Genomic DNA, 17,289 nt, shown 5'->3' on the forward strand with positions numbered 1-17,289 from the left:
GTAGCGAAAAATTAAAGGGCTGACGCTCGGCGTCAACCCTTTCTTGATACTGAAACTGCAACTTCAGACCATTGCTCGCCTTCTAGAAGGACGAAGCGTAACCTAAGAGGCACCTTCGCTTTAAAGCCCAGCTTTAGCGAAAACCTGATTCACAATCTCTTGCGCTTCGGCTTCGATCTGTTTCAGGTGTTCTGCACCTTTAAAGCTCTCGCAATAGATTTTGTAAATATCTTCGGTACCTGACGGACGCGCTGCAAACCAGCCATTTTCAGTCGTTACTTTAAGACCGCCAATCGCTGCGCCATTGCCCGGAGCATGAGTCAGACGCGCTGTGATAGCATCACCCGCTAAAGTCTCCGCCGTCACCATTTCAGCTGAAAGCTTCTTCAGTACCTCTTTTTGCGGGCCGTTCGCCACAGCTTGAATACGGTTGTATTCAGAAGTGCCGTGCTTAGCTGCAAGCTCTTCATAGTATTGCTGAGGATTTTTGCCAGTTACTGCGGTAATTTCAGCGGCTAGCAGACATAAAATAATGCCATCTTTGTCGGTTGACCAAGGCGTACCGTCCTTACGTAAGAAAGACGCCCCTGCACTCTCTTCACCACCAAAGCCAAACTTACCTTCGTAAAGGCCATCTACAAACCACTTAAAGCCCACAGGTACTTCGCATAGTTCGCGACCTAAGTCCGCGACAACTCGGTCAATCAAGGCACTTGATACTAGCGTCTTGCCTACCGCGACATCTTTACCCCAGCCTTCACGATGACGATATAGGTAGTCAATACACACAGCTAAGAAGTGGTTCGGGTTCATTAGGCCTTTCGGTGTAACAATACCGTGGCGGTCGTAATCTGGGTCATTACCAAACGCTAAATCATATTCATCTTTAAGTGCTAACAGGCCAGCCATCGCGTAAGGCGAAGAGCAGTCCATACGTACCACGCCATCTTTATCTAGAGACATGAACTGGAACGAAGGATCAATCGCTTCACTGACCAAGGTTAAATCTAGATTGTACGCTGTTGCGATCTGACGCCAGTAATCAATGCCACTCCCCCCTAATGGATCGACACCAATTTTAAGATTCGATTTTTGAATCGCTTCCATATCGATCACATTCACTAAGTCATCGATGTATGGTTTCACAAGATCTTTTTGAATGAATAGCTCTGACGCTTTTGCTTGTGCTAACGGCATGCGTTTCACGCCTTGAAGCCCTTCAGCAATCAGTGCATTCGCACGATCTTGGATAGCCTGAGTCAGTTCACCTTCGGCAGGGCCACCATGTGTCGGGTTGTACTTAATACCACCATCTTGTGGTGGGTTATGGGAAGGCGTAATAACGATACCATCGGCTTTATCTTGGTTTACTAAATTGTGCGTCAGGATTGCATGAGAGACACCAGGTGTCGGGGTATAGCCGTTATTTTCCTGTACAATCACTTGCACACCATTGGCGACTAGCACTTCTACCACTGTCGAAAACGCAGGCTCAGAAAGTGCGTGAGTATCTTTACCCACAAAAAGTGGTCCTGTCGTTCCTTTTTCAGCACGTACTTCAGCAACAGCTTGAGCAATCGCCAGAATATGGTGCTCGTTAAAGGTCACTTTATCCGCCGTACCGCGATGACCAGAAGTACCAAATTCAACTTTGTGTGCTGGGTTTGAAGGATTAGGTTGGAGAAGGAAGTAATTTGAAACTAACGCTGGAATATTGTGTAGATCTTGCTGCTGAGCTTTTTGTCCCGCTCGTGGGTGCATCGCCATTTTGACATCCTTTCTAAAATACAGAGAAATAAAAAAACCTCATAATACGTGAACTATGTAACGCATTATGAGGTTTGAATCAGATAATTTTGATTTTTAAATCGAGTTTGTCACTTTCTCGATGAGATCTGATGGGAAACTCATTCGCGTCATGAGTTGCTCAACCATCTGTCTTTTTCGACTGGTATTATTATTGGTAATAACCCAGAAAGGTGAACCTGGAATCGCTTTTGGCTTAGTCGTATTACCGTTGGCAAGTAGGGTCTGCTCGTTATCCGCAAAGTAAACTCGCTTACGGCCTTTAACTTGCGTTGCTTCAGAGAAACCATTTGGATTAATGTGATGCAGCGTAGATAAAACAAGCATGAAGCGATCAATCGCTTTTTTAAGACCAGCAAACTCATCGGAAATAAGCAGAGAACGTATCTCTTTGACACTGTCTACTGTCTCTTCTTTAATTGCATCTTTGCTAACCACTACACCCTTTGGTTGCGTCGCTACCTGCGGTTGGCGTGCTACCGAGCTCTGTACATCCGTCATCAATAGACGGCGTAAGATATCCGAAGCACTCTCGCCAATATGCTGGGTTTGACTTGCGATGTAACGGTATAGATCCTCATCAACCTCAATTGTTTTCATTCGCTTTTCACAATCTCTATGTTTAAACTCTGGGGGGATTATAGCGAGATCTTTAAAGAGACTCTACGGTTAACCGGTAACGAATAAAATAAAATGTCACATCTGCTCAACTACAAAGTCGAAGGTGAGGGTCACACCATAGTTTTGATCCACGGTTTGTTTGGTAATTTGGACAACCTTGGGCTATTGGCTCGAGATTTGCGCCAAGATCATCAAGTGGTTAGTGTCGATCTAAGAAACCATGGTCAATCGTTTCAGAGCGAAGAGCACAGTTATCCGCTCATGGCGGAGGATGTCTACCAATTACTGACATCACTGGAGTTTAAGTCCTACACTCTTATTGGTCATTCAATGGGTGGAAAAGTGGCCATGAAGGTAGCTGAAATGGCAGCAGATCGAGTTGAAAAACTGATCGTTTTAGACATGGCACCAGTGAAATACACGCAAAACCGTCACGACAATGTTTTCCAAGGACTACAAGCAGTTACTGCAGAGAAACCAGCTAACCGCAAGCAAGCTCTCGATATCCTCGCACAACATATTGAACTCGAAGGCGTGCGACAATTTCTTGGCAAGTCCTTATACAACAACGGCACTCATCTCGCGTGGCGTTTCAATGTAGAGAGCTTATTGGCTAACTATACGGAAATACTCGGCTGGCAACCTATCGAATCCATTGACACTCCGACCCTCTTTATCAAAGGAGGAGATTCAGATTACCTCACTGGTGAACATCAACCGCTCGTCCAACAGCAATTTCGTCACGCCAAAGCTCATGTGATCGCGAATACTGGTCACTGGCTTCATGCAGAAAAGCCAGCTGAAGTGCTGCGTGCAATACGTAAATTTATTGCTTAAAACAGAATGAGAGGTCAGTTGTGCTCTGACCGTTAACTTTAGTGAGCAACAATGGTATAGTGCGGCGCAAGTAATTTGGCACAAAGGGATTCCATGCTTTACGACTACATGAATATGCTCGAGTCTATTGGTCTCGATCTACTTTTCGCGTCTATCTTTTTCTTGATTGGTATGGCGATAAAAGATGTCTTACAAGCGGGTAATGTTCCCCCTTTCGGTCGTCGCATTGTATGGTTAGTCCTATTTCTTGGCTGTGCTGGGTTTATTGCTAAAGGCATTATCCAGCTAAGTTGGGAAGGTGGTGGTCTAGGCTGATCAAGTCAGGTCACAACAGATAATAGTTAAAGGTAACGAATCTATGGCAAGTGTAGGCATCTTCTTTGGTAGCGACACAGGTAACACTGAAGCTGTTGCAAAGATGATTCAAAAGCAACTAGGTAAACAACTGGTTCATGTTCAAGATATTGCGAAAAGTAGCAAAGAAGACATCGATAACTTCGACCTTCTTCTTCTTGGTATCCCAACATGGTACTACGGCGAAGCGCAATGTGACTGGGACGACTTCTTCCCAGAGCTAGAGCAAATTGATTTCTCAACTAAGCTAGTTGCAATCTTTGGTTGTGGTGATCAGGAAGACTACGCAGAGTACTTCTGTGATGCAATGGGTACAGTACGTGACATTGTTGAAGCGAAAGGCGGCACTATCCTTGGCCATACTTCTACTGAAGGCTACGAATTCGAAGCATCAAAAGGTCTAGTCGAAGGCGACGACAGCCTATTCGTTGGTCTATGTATTGATGAAGATCGTCAACCAGAACTGACTGAACAGCGCGTCATCAACTGGTGTAAGCAAATCCACGAAGAGATGTGCTTAGCAGAGCTAGAAGACTAATCGCAATTCAGGTTGTTTAAAACCTCCCATTGGGAGGTTTTTTTTATGCGGTCTGTTGTTCACCCTCATCCCTGAATTGGGGTTTCTTCCTCACGTATAGCTTGCGCTGCACTTCAGAAACAATGTTGCCCTGTTTATCTTTGACATAGATAACAAACTCGGGGAAACATTTCTCACCTTCCGCCGTCTGCGACAAAATGTTTTGCAATTGATCGTCTGTCACTCGAAATTCGGCAAACAGATCACTCTGGCCGGGCTTAATGAAGTTGATACTGGCTTCCTTATCCCAAACGTAATACCGTTCACCCAGAATCCCCATCAGCATCAGAGAGTAAGTTGGATCGGTTAAAGAAAAAATACTGCCACCATATTGGGTTCTGTTGGCATTTTTGTTCCACCAACGCAGCTTCAATTTCATTTTAACTTCACGAAAGTCATCACTGATCGATAGGATTTTAATTCCAGCCCCCCAAAACGGAGGCCATGAGTTGAGAGCAAATTTAACCACACCTGGCTTATAGATTTTCGCCAAAGACTTATTCATTGTTCTTCCCTAGCTGTGTCTAATTGCGAATTGTTAACTGATTGTAACTGGTCGGATGTCCTTTATCAGTGACTTTGCACTAGTTTATAGAAAAATACTAGTAACCCCTTGAAGTTCGTGGTTTATTGTTGATGTTTACTACCCTATAATGATAGGAATATTGAATTCTGTTAATTACTGCAGATCATCAACAGGAAAGTATATGTCAGACAATAACCAAGCGCTCAAGGATGCAGGTCTAAAGGTAACCCTTCCTAGACTTAAGATTTTAGAAGTCCTACAGCAGCCAGACTGCCAACATATTAGCGCTGAAGATTTATATAAGAAGCTGATTGATCTAGGGGAAGAGATCGGTCTAGCTACCGTTTACCGCGTATTAAACCAATTTGATGATGCAGGTATCGTAACTCGCCACCACTTCGAAGGTGGTAAATCTGTGTTTGAACTCTCTACACAGCACCATCATGACCACTTAGTGTGTCTTGATTGCGGTGAGGTTATCGAATTTTCGGACGACGTAATTGAAGAGCGTCAGAAGGAAATTGCTGCCAAATACAACGTGACGCTAACCAACCACAGCCTATACTTGTACGGTAAGTGCAGTGATGGTACGTGCAAAGGCAATCCAGACGCGCACAAAGCTAAATAATAAAAAAAGCACCCTAGGGTGCTTTTTTAACAAGCATAGTGCTCATCTCTGAAGCGAAAAAAATGCCAGTTTCAAGACTGGCATTTGTGGTCACTTTGGTTGTGATTACTGAGCTTCGATCTTCGCCCAAGTATCACGCAAACCAACGGTACGGTTAAAGACCAACGCATCGGCTTTAGAGTCTTTAGCATCAGCGCAGAAGTAACCCATACGCTCAAACTGGTAACCTTTCTCACCCTCTGCATCCGCTAGGCTAGGCTCAACAAAGCCGTTTAGTTTTACCAATGAGTCTGGGTTAATTGTCTCAGCGAAGTTATCTGCTGCTGCTGGGTTTGGCACGGTAAACAGACGATCATACAGACGAATTTCAGCTGGTAGGCCTTTATCTGCTGATACCCAGTGAATAACACCTTTCACTTTACGACCATCCGCAGGGTTCTTACCTAGCGTTTCATTGTCGTAGCTACAGAAGATAGTTGTGATGTTACCTTCTGAATCTTTCTCTACGCGTTCCGCTTTGATCACGTAAGCACCGCGCAAACGAACTTCTTTACCAAGAACTAGACGCTTGTACTTTTTGTTACCTTCTTCACGGAAGTCTTCACGTTCGATCCAAAGTTCACGAGTAAATGGCACTTCACGCTCGCCCATTTCAGGTTTGTTTGGATGGTTCGCGACAGTCAGTGACTCAATGTTACCTTCCTCGAAGTTTTCAATAACAATCTTAACAGGATCTAGCACCGCCATCGCGCGTGGTGCGTTCTCATTCAGATCATCACGAATACAAGACTCTAGTGAGCCCATTTCGATCATGTTTTCTTGCTTAGTCACACCGATACGTTTACAGAACTCACGGATTGAAGCAGGCGTGAAGCCACGACGACGTAGACCTGAGATTGTCGGCATACGCGGGTCATCCCAACCATCAACCAGTTTTTCTGTGACTAGTTGGTTCAGCTTACGCTTAGACATTACTGTGTATTCAAGATTCAGACGGCTGAACTCGTACTGACGAGGTTGGCAATCAATAGTGATGTTCTCAAGAACCCAGTCATACAGACGGCGGTTGTCTTGGAACTCTAACGTACAGATTGAGTGTGTAATGCCTTCTAACGCATCAGAAATACAGTGCGTGAAATCGTACATTGGGTAAATGCACCATTTATTGCCTGTTTGGTGATGTTCAGCAAAACGAACACGGTAAAGCACAGGATCGCGCAGTACGATGAAAGAAGACGCTAGGTCAATCTTAGCTCGTAGACACGCCTTACCTTCCTCGAAACCGCCGTCTCGCATCTTTTCAAATAGCGCTAAGTTTTCTTCAGGAGTACGGTCACGGTACGGACTTGGCTTACCTGGTTGAGTAAGTGTGCCACGGTACTCTCGGATCTGCTCAGGACTTAGCTCTTCAACGTACGCTAAGCCTTTGTTAATTAATTCCACTGCGTAGCCGTAAAGCTTGTCGAAATAGTCTGATGAATAACATACTTCACCATCCCACTCGAAGCCTAACCAGCTCACATCATTCTTAATTGACTCAACGTATTCAACGTCTTCTTTTTCTGGGTTTGTATCATCAAAACGAAGGTTACATTTACCCTGATAGTCCTGAGCAATACCGAAGTTCAAGCAAATTGACTTAGCGTGACCGATATGCAGATAGCCATTTGGCTCTGGCGGGAAACGAGTATGCACGCTTGTGTGTGTACCATCCGCTAAATCTTTATCAATGATCTGGCGAATGAAATTCGATGGACGAGCTTCAGCTTCACTCATCTATAGCACCTCAATTGTTGTAGTATTGTCAGAGAAATTGATCTTCGAACAGGCGTGAGCATGTTCAAAGCATATAACGACTAATGATCCACAATTCTTAATCAATACACAACTACAACCGAAGCTTTATTCGCAAATAATCCCTGTTTTATATTGATAACAGTCAAAAGCTGGTTAGCTTTTCAGCGAATCCGTTTTGTTTAGCTTCAAACGCAAGAAAGCCTCCCAAAGGAGGCTTTCGTCACTTACCAATTAACCAGAGGTTATTATGGAAGTTTTACATCAGATAGGTCTTCGTTAGCACCGATTGCTTTCATTTCGCCAGCAACGATTTCAGCTAGAGGACCAAGGATAACTTGAAGGTTGTTCTCACCTAGTTTCACAACACCCTTAGCACCAAGCTTCTTAAGTACAACTTCGTCAGCTACAGAGCGGTCTTTTAGAGTAAGACGTAGACGAGTGATACAAGCGTCAATTGAAGTTAGGTTGTCATGACCGCCTAGAGCTTTCAGGTACTGACGTGCTAGGTCGCCGTTTTTAGCATCGCCTGCTGGAGCAGCTGACGCTTCTTCGTCGTCATCTTCACGACCTGGAGATTTCAGGTTGAATGCGCGGATAGCGAACGTGAAAGTGAAGAAGTATAGAGCACCGAAGCCTAGACCGATTAGCAGTAGAGTGAACGGTTTAGTTGCTAGACCCCAGTTCAGTACGAAGTCGATTAGACCAGCAGAGAAACCAAAGCCGTGTAGCGTACCAAACATGTTAGCAACAACTAGAGATAGACCAGTGAATACAGCGTGCATTGCGTATAGAGCTGGAGCTAGGAACACAAACATGAATTCTAGCGGCTCTGTGATACCAGTTAGGAATGAACAGAAAGCTACTGAGAATAGTGCACCACCAACTTGGCTACGTTTTTCAGCTGGAGCTGCGAAGTACATAGCTAGAGCCGCACCTGGTAGACCGAACATCATTACAGGGAAGAAGCCGTTCATGAATACGCCAGCAGCTTTGTCGCCACCGAAGTAACGGTGTAGGTCACCAGACTTAACTGTTTCAGTTACTTCTTTAACAGTTGCAGTGATTTCTGGAGTTACAGCGTTAGCAAATTCAAATGTGTGAGTTTGACCAGCAACAAGAGTCTTAGCTAGAGCTGGGTCAACACAAAGCTGTTGTAGTGCAGGTAGAGCCTGACCAGCAGCTTGAGCACCAGTAACTAGAACTTCTTGACACGTACCCATACCGAACCAGAAGTATGAGTTAAGAACGTGGTGAAGACCTACAGGGATTAGCGCACGGTTAAGAGTACCGTAAACGAACTGACCAATTGCGCCAGAAGTCGAAACTGCGTGTGCAAGAGCGTCAAGACCACTTTGAATGCTTGGCCATACAACACCTGCGATTGCACCTGCAACTAGAGCGAATAGACCTGCCATGATAGGGACTAGACGTTTACCAGAGAAGAATGCCAACCACTCAGGAAGACGGGTTGCATGGAAAGCGTTGTATGAGTGACCCGCAATAATACCGCCGATGATACCACCGAAGAATGACATGTTGATGTCAGCATTAATTGTTGTTGCTGTTGCTGTTAGCACGAAGTATGCAACGGCACCAGCTAGGCCAGCAGCGCCTTGGCCATCTTTAGATAGACCAATTGCGATACCAAGACCAAATAGAAGTGGTAATTGACTGAAGATTGCTCCACCTGCTTGCGCCATGAATGGAATATCTAGTAGGTCGCCTTGACCTAAACGTAGTAAGAGCGCCGCAACTGGAAGCGTTGCGATAGGAAGCATAAGAGCTTTACCTAACTTTTGCGCATATCCAAGAATATTCACCTTAAGTTCCCCCTATAGGATTTTGTTTTTGGCTGAGCTACTTTTTTTAGTCGCTCAATTTAGTCCTGCTCAGTTTATGACATTAATTTTGCTCCGCAAATTAAAACCTCATCATTTGTGATCATAATCACCAGAAACAGCCAATATCCAAGGTTTTTGCTAGCGAGATCATAAAACTTATTTTACAATCCAAAAAAATAGCATTCATTACCCGATATTCGCGGTATTCTTACATTATAGATAAGAGCTACGATTACTGTTATATAAGGTATCGCCTACATTTATCGAGCCAATATGACACGTATGTTCCACCAGCATCGACCACGGTGACTGACGTGATTTAGAAGACCCAATTGTCCGTTTGCTAAAGATATTTTGCGATCTAATTGAAGCGTACGAATAAAGTGCCACCTTGTGACGAGAAGGGCTCAATTAGACACCTAAAAGTATTAAGAATCTAACCTATAAGGATTAGCTAACTATGTATGCGCTAACTAACTGTAAAATCTATACTGGCAGCGATGTGCTCGTTGACCATGCTGTCATCATTAACAACGATGTTATTGATTCAGTATGCCCTGTTTCTGAACTTCCTCAAGGTATCGAAACTCGCGACCTAAATGGTGCTAATGTCAGCCCAGGTTTTATTGATCTACAGTTAAACGGCTGCGGCGGTGTGATGCTCAATGACGAAATCACTGCTGAAACAATGCAAATCATGCATCAAGCTAACCTAAAGTCAGGCTGTACAAGCTTCCTCCCGACTCTTATCACCTCCTCTGACGAAGATATGCGTCAAGCGGTTGCTGCAGCGCGTGAATACCACGCCAAATACCAAAACCAGTCTCTAGGTCTTCATCTTGAAGGACCGTACCTTAACGTCATGAAGAAAGGGATTCATAGCGTCGACTACATTCGCCCTTCAGATAACAACATGATTGACTTCATGTGTGACAACGCAGATGTCATTGCAAAAGTCACGTTAGCACCGGAACACAACGACTTGGTTCATATCGAGCGCCTTAAACAAGCAGGTATTGTTGTGTCTATCGGTCATACCAATGCGACGTATGCTGAAGCACGACGTGGGTTTGAGGCTGGTATTACCTTCGCAACACACCTATTCAACGCGATGACACCTATGGTTGGTCGTGAACCTGGTGTCGTCGGTGCCATTTACGACACGCCAGATGTCTATGCAGGTATCATTGCTGATGGGTTCCATGTCGACTATGCAAACATTCGAATCGCTCACAAAATTAAGGGCGAAAAATTAGTATTAGTGACCGATGCCACAGCTCCTGCAGGCGCCGACATGGATTACTTTATTTTTGTTGGTAAGAAAGTATATTACCGAGATGGTAAGTGTGTTGATGAAAATGGCACACTAGGCGGCTCTGCACTCACTATGATTGAAGCAGTACAAAATACTGTTGAGCACGTCGGTATCGCTCTGGACGAAGCACTGCGTATGGCTACTCTGTATCCTGCAAAAGCAATCGGTATGGCAGACAAACTTGGCCTTGTGAAAAAAGGTATGATTGCCAACCTGACTGTTTTTGACCGTGACTTCAACGTCCAAGCGACGGTTGTTAACGGACAATACGAGCAAAATTAAGAATGAATGGCGGACAAATAGGTAACGTAGATTTAGTAAAACAACTAAATAGTGCAGCAGTTTATAGACTGATTGACCAGCAGGGCCCTATTTCTAGGATCCAAGTTGCAGACGTCAGTCAACTGGCTCCTGCCAGTGTTACAAAAATCACCCGCCAACTCCTCGAGCGCGGCCTAATCAAAGAGGTCGCGCAACAAGCTTCTACAGGTGGACGTCGCGCGATATCACTCACAACAGAAGTAGAGCCATTCCACTCTGTCGCGATTCGCCTAGGGCGAGATTACATTCAATTCAGCCTTTATGATTTAGGTGCCAAAGAGCTTGCTTCAGACTACAACGAATTCTTCTACACCACCGAGGAAGAATTAGTTGAAGGTTTGCTGTCTCACTTAAAGGCTTTTATTCAAACCCATCAAACAAGCATCAATCAATTGATCGCTATTGGCGTCATTCTACCGGGTCTGGTGAATCCAGAAGCCGGTGTTGTTGAATACATGCCAAACATCACTATTGATAACCTTGCGCTATCGGATGTGATTGAAAAGACTTTCCATGTCCAATGTTTTGTCGGCAACGACGTGCGTGGTATGGCATTGGCAGAGCATTACTTTGGTGCGAGTAAAGATTGTCAGGATTCAATCTTAGTCAGTGTTCACCGCGGTACCGGTGCAGGTATCATCGTTAATGGTCAGGTATTCCTTGGCTATAACCGCAACGTAGGTGAGATTGGTCACATCCAGATCGACCCACTGGGCGAGCAATGCCAATGTGGTAATTTTGGCTGTCTTGAAACGGTTGCAGCTAACCCTGCCATCGTTGAGCGCGTAAACAAGCTGATTAAACAAGGCTATGAGTCTAGTCTGACTGCTCTTGAAACTATCCGTATATCTGATGTCTGCGAACACGCCAACCTAGGTGATGAGTTAGCAAAACAGAGTCTGGTTCGCGTGGGTAATCAACTTGGTAAAGCAATTGCAATTACCATTAACTTATTCAACCCACAAAAAGTCGTTATCGCGGGTGATATCACTCAGTGTGAAGAGATCGTCTTCCCAGCCATCCGCCGTAACGTCGAAAATCAATCTTTGACCACATTCCATAGCGGATTACCGATTGTAGCCTCTCAAATCGACAAGAAACCGACCTTAGGTGCGTTTGCTATGGTTAAGCGTGCCATGTTAAATGGCGTTTTGTTACAAAAATTGTTAGAAGATTAATCTTCTGCACCAGTAAGCAACTAATTGAGTTAGAATAACGGGCTACGAATATGTAGCCCGTTTTTTTAGGACGAAATCGCAACTATATGGAACTCATTTTAATTTCAGCCGCTTTCCTAGCTGGCTTTATTGCGCTCAAATGTAACCTACCTCCACTGGTCGGTTTTTTGTTAGCAGGCTTTGCTTTACATGCATTTGGCTATCAATCTAATGAAACCATCATCACTTTGGCCGATTTAGGAGTCACGCTACTTCTGTTTACCATTGGCTTAAAGCTCGATATTAAAACCCTACTCTCCAAAGAAATATGGGCAGGGGCAACGGTTCATAACCTACTCTCTACTGCCCTCTTCAGCGTTGTTCTGTTCTGCTTTAAGTTTCTTGGCGTAAGTTCATTAGCGGCAATGTCAGTGGACCAACTGCTGCTACTTGGCTTTGCGCTCTCTTTCTCAAGTACCGTATTTGCAGTGAAATCGCTGCAAGAGAAAGGGGAAATGAACGCGACCTACGGTACCATCGCCATTGGTATCTTAGTCATGCAGGATATTTTTGCTGTTGTCTTCTTAACTGCATCAACGGGTAAACTCCCCGAGTGGTATGCTATTGGTCTATTCGCGTTACCACTTCTCAGACCTCTGTTTTACAAGATGCTTGACTGGGTAGGCCATGGTGAGATGTTGGTTCTACTTGGAATCTTCTTTGCACTCGTCGCAGGCGCGGGGTTATTCGAGTTGGTTGGAATGAAGCCAGATTTAGGCGCACTGATCCTCGGAATGCTGCTTGCTGGGCATAAAAAAGCGTCAGAGCTATCTAAATCGCTTTTCAACCTCAAAGAGCTGTTCTTAGTCTGTTTCTTCCTCAATATCGGCCTGTCAGCTCAACCAACGCTATCAGGCCTTGCGTTGGCGTTACTCTTCTTGATGCTACTGCCTCTCAAGGGCATCCTCTATTTTCTGGTACTTAACGGCTTTAAGTTCCGTGTCCGTACGTCTCTATTGGCATCATTAAGCCTATTCAACTTCAGTGAATTCGGCCTTATTGTTGGGGGACTGGCGTATAAAATGGGTTGGATGAGCAGTGACATTCTCGTTGCCTTGGCGATATCTGTATCAATTTCATTTGTCTTAGCCGCCCCTATCAACCGTCACGGTCATGCATTGTATCAACGCTCTGGTCGTTGGTTGCGCGAGCACGCAGCAGAAACGTTAAACACACGTGACCAGTTAATCAACCCTGGAGACGCTCAAGTACTTATCCTCGGCATGGGTCGAATTGGTACAGGTGCTTACGATGAACTGCGTAAACGTTATGGAAAAATCAGTTTAGGTATTGAAGTACGTGAAGACGCTGCACACGTTCATAAAAGCCATGGTCGAAACGTTATTGCAGGCGATGCGACCGACCCAGACTTCTGGGAGCGCATCTTAGACACCGCAAATGTTAAGCTGGTGCTATTAGCTATGCCGCACCACCAAGGTAATCAAATCGCGCTCGAACAGTTAAAGCGTCGTAACTTCCAAGGTCAAATTGCCGCAATTGCTGAGTATCCCGATCAGTTGGACGCACTCATTCAAGATGGTGTCGATGCGGCATTCAATATCTACAATGAGGCAGGCAGCGGTTTTGCCCGCCATGTTTGTGAACAATTACAACCTTCGTTCTCGAAGCATAAATAAAACTAAGGCAGCAATTTCGCTGCCTTTTTTATGCCTAGCGAACAAAAAACGACCTTTAGTGAAAATCATTCACCAAAAACACACTTTAATTAAACGCCATCTAACACAATGACTTTTTATTGATTTTTTTTATCATTGAAGGTTGATTTTTTTAATCAGAATGGCAAATTGAACTTAACAGATTAAATAAAATTTAAAGGGAAGTTGTATGTGTTCAATTTTTGGTATTTTAGACATCAAAAGTGATGCAGAAGCGCTACGTCCAGTCGCGTTGGAAATGTCTAAAAAGCTTCGCCATCGTGGCCCAGACTGGTCTGGTATCTACTCATCACCAAAAGCCATTCTTGCGCATGAGCGCCTTGCAATCGTAGGTCTAAACAGTGGTGCGCAACCTCTATACAGTCCAGACAAGAAACACATCCTTGCGGTTAACGGCGAAATCTACAACCACAAAGAGATCCGCGCTCGTTATGAAGGCAAGTACGACTTCCAAACAGACTCAGACTGTGAAGTGATCTTAGCCCTGTACCAAGATATGGGTGCTGATTTACTTGAAGAACTGAACGGTATCTTTGCGTTCGTACTGTACGATGAAGAGAAAGATCAATACCTGATTGGTCGTGACCACATCGGTATCATTCCTCTTTACCAAGGCTACGACGAGCATGGTAACTACTATGTCGCTTCAGAAATGAAAGCATTAGTGCCTGTATGTAAAACCGTGAGTGAATTCCCTCCAGGCAGTTACTACAGCAGCACAGACTCTGAGCCACAACGTTACTACATTCGTGACTGGAATGAGTACGCGGCCGTTCAAGGTAACAGCAGCAGCAAAGAAGAACTAAAAGAAGCGTTGGAAGCCGCGGTTAAACGCCAACTGATGACCGACGTTCCTTACGGTGTTCTACTCTCTGGTGGCCTTGATTCATCAATCACTTCAGCGGTCGCGAAGCGCTTTGCGGCTATGCGTATCGAAGATGATGAGAAATCAGAAGCATGGTGGCCTCAACTACACTCATTTGCGGTTGGCTTAGAAGGCGCACCAGATCTTAAAGCTGCACGTGAAGTGGCTGAAAAAATCGGTACCGTTCACCACGAAATGACTTACACCATTCAAGAAGGTCTAGATGCCATTCGTGACGTGATTTACCATATCGAGACATACGACGTAACGACGATTCGTGCATCGACACCAATGTTCTTGATGGGACGTAAGATCAAAGCGATGGGCATCAAGATGGTGCTATCAGGTGAAGGCGCGGATGAAATCTTTGGTGGCTACCTCTACTTCCACAAAGCACCAAACGCTCAAGAGTTCCACGAAGAGACAGTACGTAAACTGCTTGCACTTAATATGTTTGACTGTGCTCGTGCCAACAAGTCTCTTGCGGCTTGGGGTGTCGAAGGCCGTGTACCTTTCCTAGACAAAGAGTTCATTGATGTCGCAATGCGTCTCAACCCAGCAGACAAGATGTGCGGCAATGGTAAGATGGAAAAACATATCCTGCGTGAGTGTTTCGAACATTACCTACCAGACTCAATCGCATGGCGTCAGAAAGAGCAGTTCTCAGATGGCGTTGGCTACAGCTGGATTGACACACTAAAAGAAGTGGCTGAAGCGAAAATCACAGACCAACAAATGGAAACGGCGTCTTACCGCTTCCCATACAACACACCAACAACTAAAGAAGGCTACGTATACCGTGAGATCTTTGAAGAGTTGTTCCCTCTGCCATCAGCAGCAGAATGTGTTCCTGGCGGTCCATCGGTAGCCTGTTCTTCAGCGAAAGCGATTGAATGGGATGAGTCATTCAAAAATATGGCTGACCCTTCAGGACGTGCGGTTAAGAGCGTACATAACGACGCTTACTAAGCCAGCAGCAACTGATTCAAAGGCACCTATTTAGGTGTCTTTTTTTATTTATCCCCCAGCAAACCATTCACACTCCCCATAAATGTAACAATCTCGAAAACACACCTCAGTTTTGGAAACTAAGTTTGTGGCACGACTATACCCCTTACCCACCAAGAAAATAAACCATTCAATTCAATTAGTTAGAATTAATTTCGCTAAATTCCATAGATAGTCGCCATTTGCAGAGAGTAAGTCTAAGGAGTATATGTAGAGAAAAATAAAAAACTGTAATAACTCAAATTAGTAAAACTTATGACAAACCAACATCAACAATTTTTTGGACATCCTAGAGGCTTGTTCCTACTTTTTGGTACTGAGCTTTGGGAGCGTTTCTCTTACTACGCGATGCGCGCGATCTTAGTTCTTTATTTGACCGATACTACTATTAACGGTGGATTGGGTTGGTCGACTAAAGATGCCCTCGATCTCTACGGCATCTATACTGGACTTGTCTATATCACACCGATGATAGGTGGCTATCTTGCCGACAACTACTTAGGTCAACGCCGTTCGATTCTAATTGGTGGTGCTTTGATGGCGGTTGGTCAGTTCACACTCGCTCTGCCTGCCGATATGCTTGGGTTGAGCGTCACTCACAGCTTCTATCTTGGCCTTGCGTTGCTGATCCTTGGTAATGGTCTGTTCAAGCCAAACATTTCCACTATGGTTGGTGATCTTTACCAAGAAGGTGATAACCGTCGCGATGGCGCATTTACTATCTTCTACATGGGCATCAACCTAGGCGCTCTGATTGCCGGTGTCGTATCAGGTTCTGTAACCAATGAATTTGGCTGGAAGGCCGGATTTATGGTCGCGGGTCTAGGTATGATCATCAGCTTAATCATGCAAATGACATTAGCTAAGTCTTGGCTGGGTGACATAGGCGTTGTACCCGCGGCAGCTCGTGATCTCGAAAAGAAACAATCGGCGACCAAACAGCCGTTAACCAAACAAGAAGTTGATCGCTTAAAAGTCATTCTAGTAATGGGGCTGTTTGTTATCGTTTTCTGGGCGGGCTTTGAACAAGCAGGCGGATTGATGAACATCTACACTCAGCAGTATACCGATCGTATGATTGGCAGTTTTGAAGTTCCAGCGGCTTGGTTCCAGTCACTCAACCCATTCTTCATTATTACTCTCGCCCCGCTACTCGCTGCACTATGGGTAAAACTTGGGCCAAAAGAACCGAATTCTCCGGTTAAATTTGCGCTAGCGCTTTTCTTCTTGGCACTTGGTTTCCTATGCATGGTTGGCGCTGTAATGGAGCAAGGCGGTGACACTAGCGTTAAGACATCAATGCTGTGGCTGGTAGGTGCGTTCTTCTTCCATACGCTTGGCGAACTTTGCCTATCACCAATTGGTCTCTCACTTGTCACTAAGCTAGCACCTCTTCGTCTTGCATCGCTAATGATGGGCGCGTGGTTCGGCTTCAATGCCATTGCCAACTATGTCGCAGGTTTGATCGGTTCACACGTAGGCGAGCTAGGTGCGCTGCCGATTTTCGGAGGCATCGCTGTGGCAGCAACGATTTCTGGTGTAGTCTTACTTCTGTTCTCAAATACGCTCGTTCGTTGGATGCACGGTGCAGAAACACCAATTAGCAACGCAGAGCAGGTCGAAGAGCAACAAGCTCAAGTAGCGTAACTCGCTTATCTTATTATCTTAATAACAAACGCCCAGCCTTTTTGGCTGGGCGTTTTGCTTATCTGGCAATGCAAAGCTATTTCACACGAGTAACACGACTCGCTTTATCACCCGTTGCTGATACTGAACGAATAAATACTTCCCCTGCGACCATCGGGCGGTCTTGGTCTGAATAAGTCATCCACGTCTCACCATCAATAGAGTATTGAAGAACAACGCCTGGGAACTGGACATTCATTGTAAGTTGACCATT

15 protein-coding genes are annotated in these 17,289 nt (G+C 44.9%); 9 read left to right on the forward strand and 6 right to left on the reverse strand.

What is annotated here, in order from left to right:
* Positions 1-120 precede the first annotated feature (120 nt).
* Positions 121-1,767 carry a phosphoglucomutase (alpha-D-glucose-1,6-bisphosphate-dependent) gene (gene pgm, locus QTN94_RS11645; RefSeq protein ID WP_331417971.1) on the reverse strand — a complete coding sequence of 549 codons (1,647 nt, stop codon included), beginning with the start codon at positions 1,765-1,767 and terminating at the stop codon, positions 121-123.
* Between the two features lie 96 nt (positions 1,768-1,863).
* Positions 1,864-2,406 carry a replication initiation negative regulator SeqA gene (gene seqA, locus QTN94_RS11650; RefSeq protein WP_331427725.1) on the reverse strand — a complete coding sequence of 181 codons (543 nt, stop codon included), beginning with the start codon at positions 2,404-2,406 and terminating at the stop codon, positions 1,864-1,866.
* 93 nt (positions 2,407-2,499) lie between these two features.
* On the opposite strand from seqA, the gene QTN94_RS11655 reads away from it, so the two are divergent.
* The 3 genes from QTN94_RS11655 (at position 2,500) to fldA (ending at position 4,156) form a co-directional block, all read left to right on the forward strand.
* Positions 2,500-3,264, forward strand: a complete 765-nt coding sequence (locus QTN94_RS11655) for an alpha/beta fold hydrolase (RefSeq protein ID WP_331427726.1) — start codon at positions 2,500-2,502, stop codon at positions 3,262-3,264.
* 93 nt (positions 3,265-3,357) lie between these two features.
* Entirely contained in the window at positions 3,358-3,579 is a 222-nt protein-coding gene (locus tag QTN94_RS11660; RefSeq protein WP_138971780.1) for a DUF2788 domain-containing protein, read from the forward strand.
* A gap of 43 nt (positions 3,580-3,622) precedes the next feature.
* Positions 3,623-4,156: a flavodoxin FldA gene (fldA, locus tag QTN94_RS11665; RefSeq protein ID WP_138971779.1), complete on the forward strand. Its 534-nt coding sequence runs from the start codon at positions 3,623-3,625 to the stop codon at positions 4,154-4,156.
* A gap of 43 nt (positions 4,157-4,199) precedes the next feature.
* Here the strand turns inward: fldA and QTN94_RS11670 are convergent, their stop codons facing one another.
* The gene (locus tag QTN94_RS11670; protein ID WP_331417974.1) at positions 4,200-4,700 is read right to left on the reverse strand and encodes a DUF4442 domain-containing protein; all 501 of its coding nucleotides are present in this window, start codon (positions 4,698-4,700) and stop codon (positions 4,200-4,202) included.
* Between the two features lie 202 nt (positions 4,701-4,902).
* Here QTN94_RS11670 and fcrX point away from each other — a divergent pair, with 202 nt between their 5' ends.
* The gene (gene fcrX, locus QTN94_RS11675; protein ID WP_138971777.1) at positions 4,903-5,349 is read left to right on the forward strand and encodes a ferric iron uptake transcriptional regulator FcrX; all 447 of its coding nucleotides are present in this window, start codon (positions 4,903-4,905) and stop codon (positions 5,347-5,349) included.
* Positions 5,350-5,454: 105 nt separating this feature from the next.
* Here the strand turns inward: fcrX and glnS are convergent, their stop codons facing one another.
* Positions 5,455-7,125 carry a glutamine--tRNA ligase gene (gene glnS, locus QTN94_RS11680; protein ID WP_331417976.1) on the reverse strand — a complete coding sequence of 557 codons (1,671 nt, stop codon included), beginning with the start codon at positions 7,123-7,125 and terminating at the stop codon, positions 5,455-5,457.
* 266 nt (positions 7,126-7,391) lie between these two features.
* Complete coding sequence (gene nagE / locus QTN94_RS11685; protein ID WP_331417693.1) at positions 7,392-8,966, reverse strand: N-acetylglucosamine-specific PTS transporter subunit IIBC; 1,575 nt, start codon at positions 8,964-8,966, stop codon at positions 7,392-7,394.
* Positions 8,967-9,447: 481 nt separating this feature from the next.
* On the opposite strand from nagE, the gene nagA reads away from it, so the two are divergent.
* From nagA to QTN94_RS11710, 5 genes are all read left to right on the forward strand, one after another.
* Positions 9,448-10,584, forward strand: coding sequence for an N-acetylglucosamine-6-phosphate deacetylase (gene nagA / locus QTN94_RS11690; protein ID WP_331417694.1), 1,137 nt, complete (start codon positions 9,448-9,450; stop codon positions 10,582-10,584).
* A 2-nt stretch (positions 10,585-10,586) separates the two neighbouring features.
* Positions 10,587-11,801, forward strand: a complete 1,215-nt coding sequence (gene nagC, locus QTN94_RS11695; protein WP_331417695.1) for a DNA-binding transcriptional regulator NagC — start codon at positions 10,587-10,589, stop codon at positions 11,799-11,801.
* Positions 11,802-11,887: 86 nt separating this feature from the next.
* Positions 11,888-13,477: a cation:proton antiporter family protein gene (locus QTN94_RS11700; RefSeq protein WP_331417696.1), complete on the forward strand. Its 1,590-nt coding sequence runs from the start codon at positions 11,888-11,890 to the stop codon at positions 13,475-13,477.
* Positions 13,478-13,685: 208 nt separating this feature from the next.
* On the forward strand, positions 13,686-15,350 hold the full coding sequence (asnB, locus tag QTN94_RS11705; RefSeq protein ID WP_269378188.1) for an asparagine synthase B: 1,665 nt from the start codon (positions 13,686-13,688) through the stop codon (positions 15,348-15,350).
* 294 nt (positions 15,351-15,644) lie between these two features.
* Positions 15,645-17,036, forward strand: coding sequence for a peptide MFS transporter (locus QTN94_RS11710; RefSeq protein WP_331417697.1), 1,392 nt, complete (start codon positions 15,645-15,647; stop codon positions 17,034-17,036).
* Between the two features lie 76 nt (positions 17,037-17,112).
* Here the strand turns inward: QTN94_RS11710 and QTN94_RS20650 are convergent, their stop codons facing one another.
* On the reverse strand, positions 17,113-17,274 hold the full coding sequence (locus QTN94_RS20650; protein WP_443088792.1) for a chitobiase/beta-hexosaminidase C-terminal domain-containing protein: 162 nt from the start codon (positions 17,272-17,274) through the stop codon (positions 17,113-17,115).
* Positions 17,275-17,289: the final 15 nt, after the last annotated feature.

This window comes from Vibrio sp. M250220, assembly GCF_036533795.1.
Classification (GTDB): Bacteria; Pseudomonadota; Gammaproteobacteria; order Enterobacterales; family Vibrionaceae; genus Vibrio.

Excerpts from the sequence above, each read along its gene's own strand:
- QTN94_RS11710 (WP_331417697.1), top strand. The coding sequence starts at position 15,645 with ATGACAAACCAACATCAACAATTTTTTGGACATCCTAGAGGCTTGTTC.
- asnB (WP_269378188.1), top strand. The coding sequence starts at position 13,686 with ATGTGTTCAATTTTTGGTATTTTAGACATCAAAAGTGATGCAGAAGCG.
- QTN94_RS11670 (WP_331417974.1), bottom strand. The coding sequence starts at position 4,700 with ATGAATAAGTCTTTGGCGAAAATCTATAAGCCAGGTGTGGTTAAATTT.
- glnS (WP_331417976.1), bottom strand. The coding sequence starts at position 7,125 with ATGAGTGAAGCTGAAGCTCGTCCATCGAATTTCATTCGCCAGATCATT.
- QTN94_RS20650 (WP_443088792.1), bottom strand. The coding sequence starts at position 17,274 with ATGAATGTCCAGTTCCCAGGCGTTGTTCTTCAATACTCTATTGATGGT.
- nagA (WP_331417694.1), top strand. The coding sequence starts at position 9,448 with ATGTATGCGCTAACTAACTGTAAAATCTATACTGGCAGCGATGTGCTC.
- QTN94_RS11660 (WP_138971780.1), top strand. The coding sequence starts at position 3,358 with ATGCTTTACGACTACATGAATATGCTCGAGTCTATTGGTCTCGATCTA.
- nagC (WP_331417695.1), top strand. The coding sequence starts at position 10,587 with ATGAATGGCGGACAAATAGGTAACGTAGATTTAGTAAAACAACTAAAT.
- fldA (WP_138971779.1), top strand. The coding sequence starts at position 3,623 with ATGGCAAGTGTAGGCATCTTCTTTGGTAGCGACACAGGTAACACTGAA.
- seqA (WP_331427725.1), bottom strand. The coding sequence starts at position 2,406 with ATGAAAACAATTGAGGTTGATGAGGATCTATACCGTTACATCGCAAGT.
- fcrX (WP_138971777.1), top strand. The coding sequence starts at position 4,903 with ATGTCAGACAATAACCAAGCGCTCAAGGATGCAGGTCTAAAGGTAACC.
- QTN94_RS11655 (WP_331427726.1), top strand. The coding sequence starts at position 2,500 with ATGTCACATCTGCTCAACTACAAAGTCGAAGGTGAGGGTCACACCATA.
- pgm (WP_331417971.1), bottom strand. The coding sequence starts at position 1,767 with ATGGCGATGCACCCACGAGCGGGACAAAAAGCTCAGCAGCAAGATCTA.
- QTN94_RS11700 (WP_331417696.1), top strand. The coding sequence starts at position 11,888 with ATGGAACTCATTTTAATTTCAGCCGCTTTCCTAGCTGGCTTTATTGCG.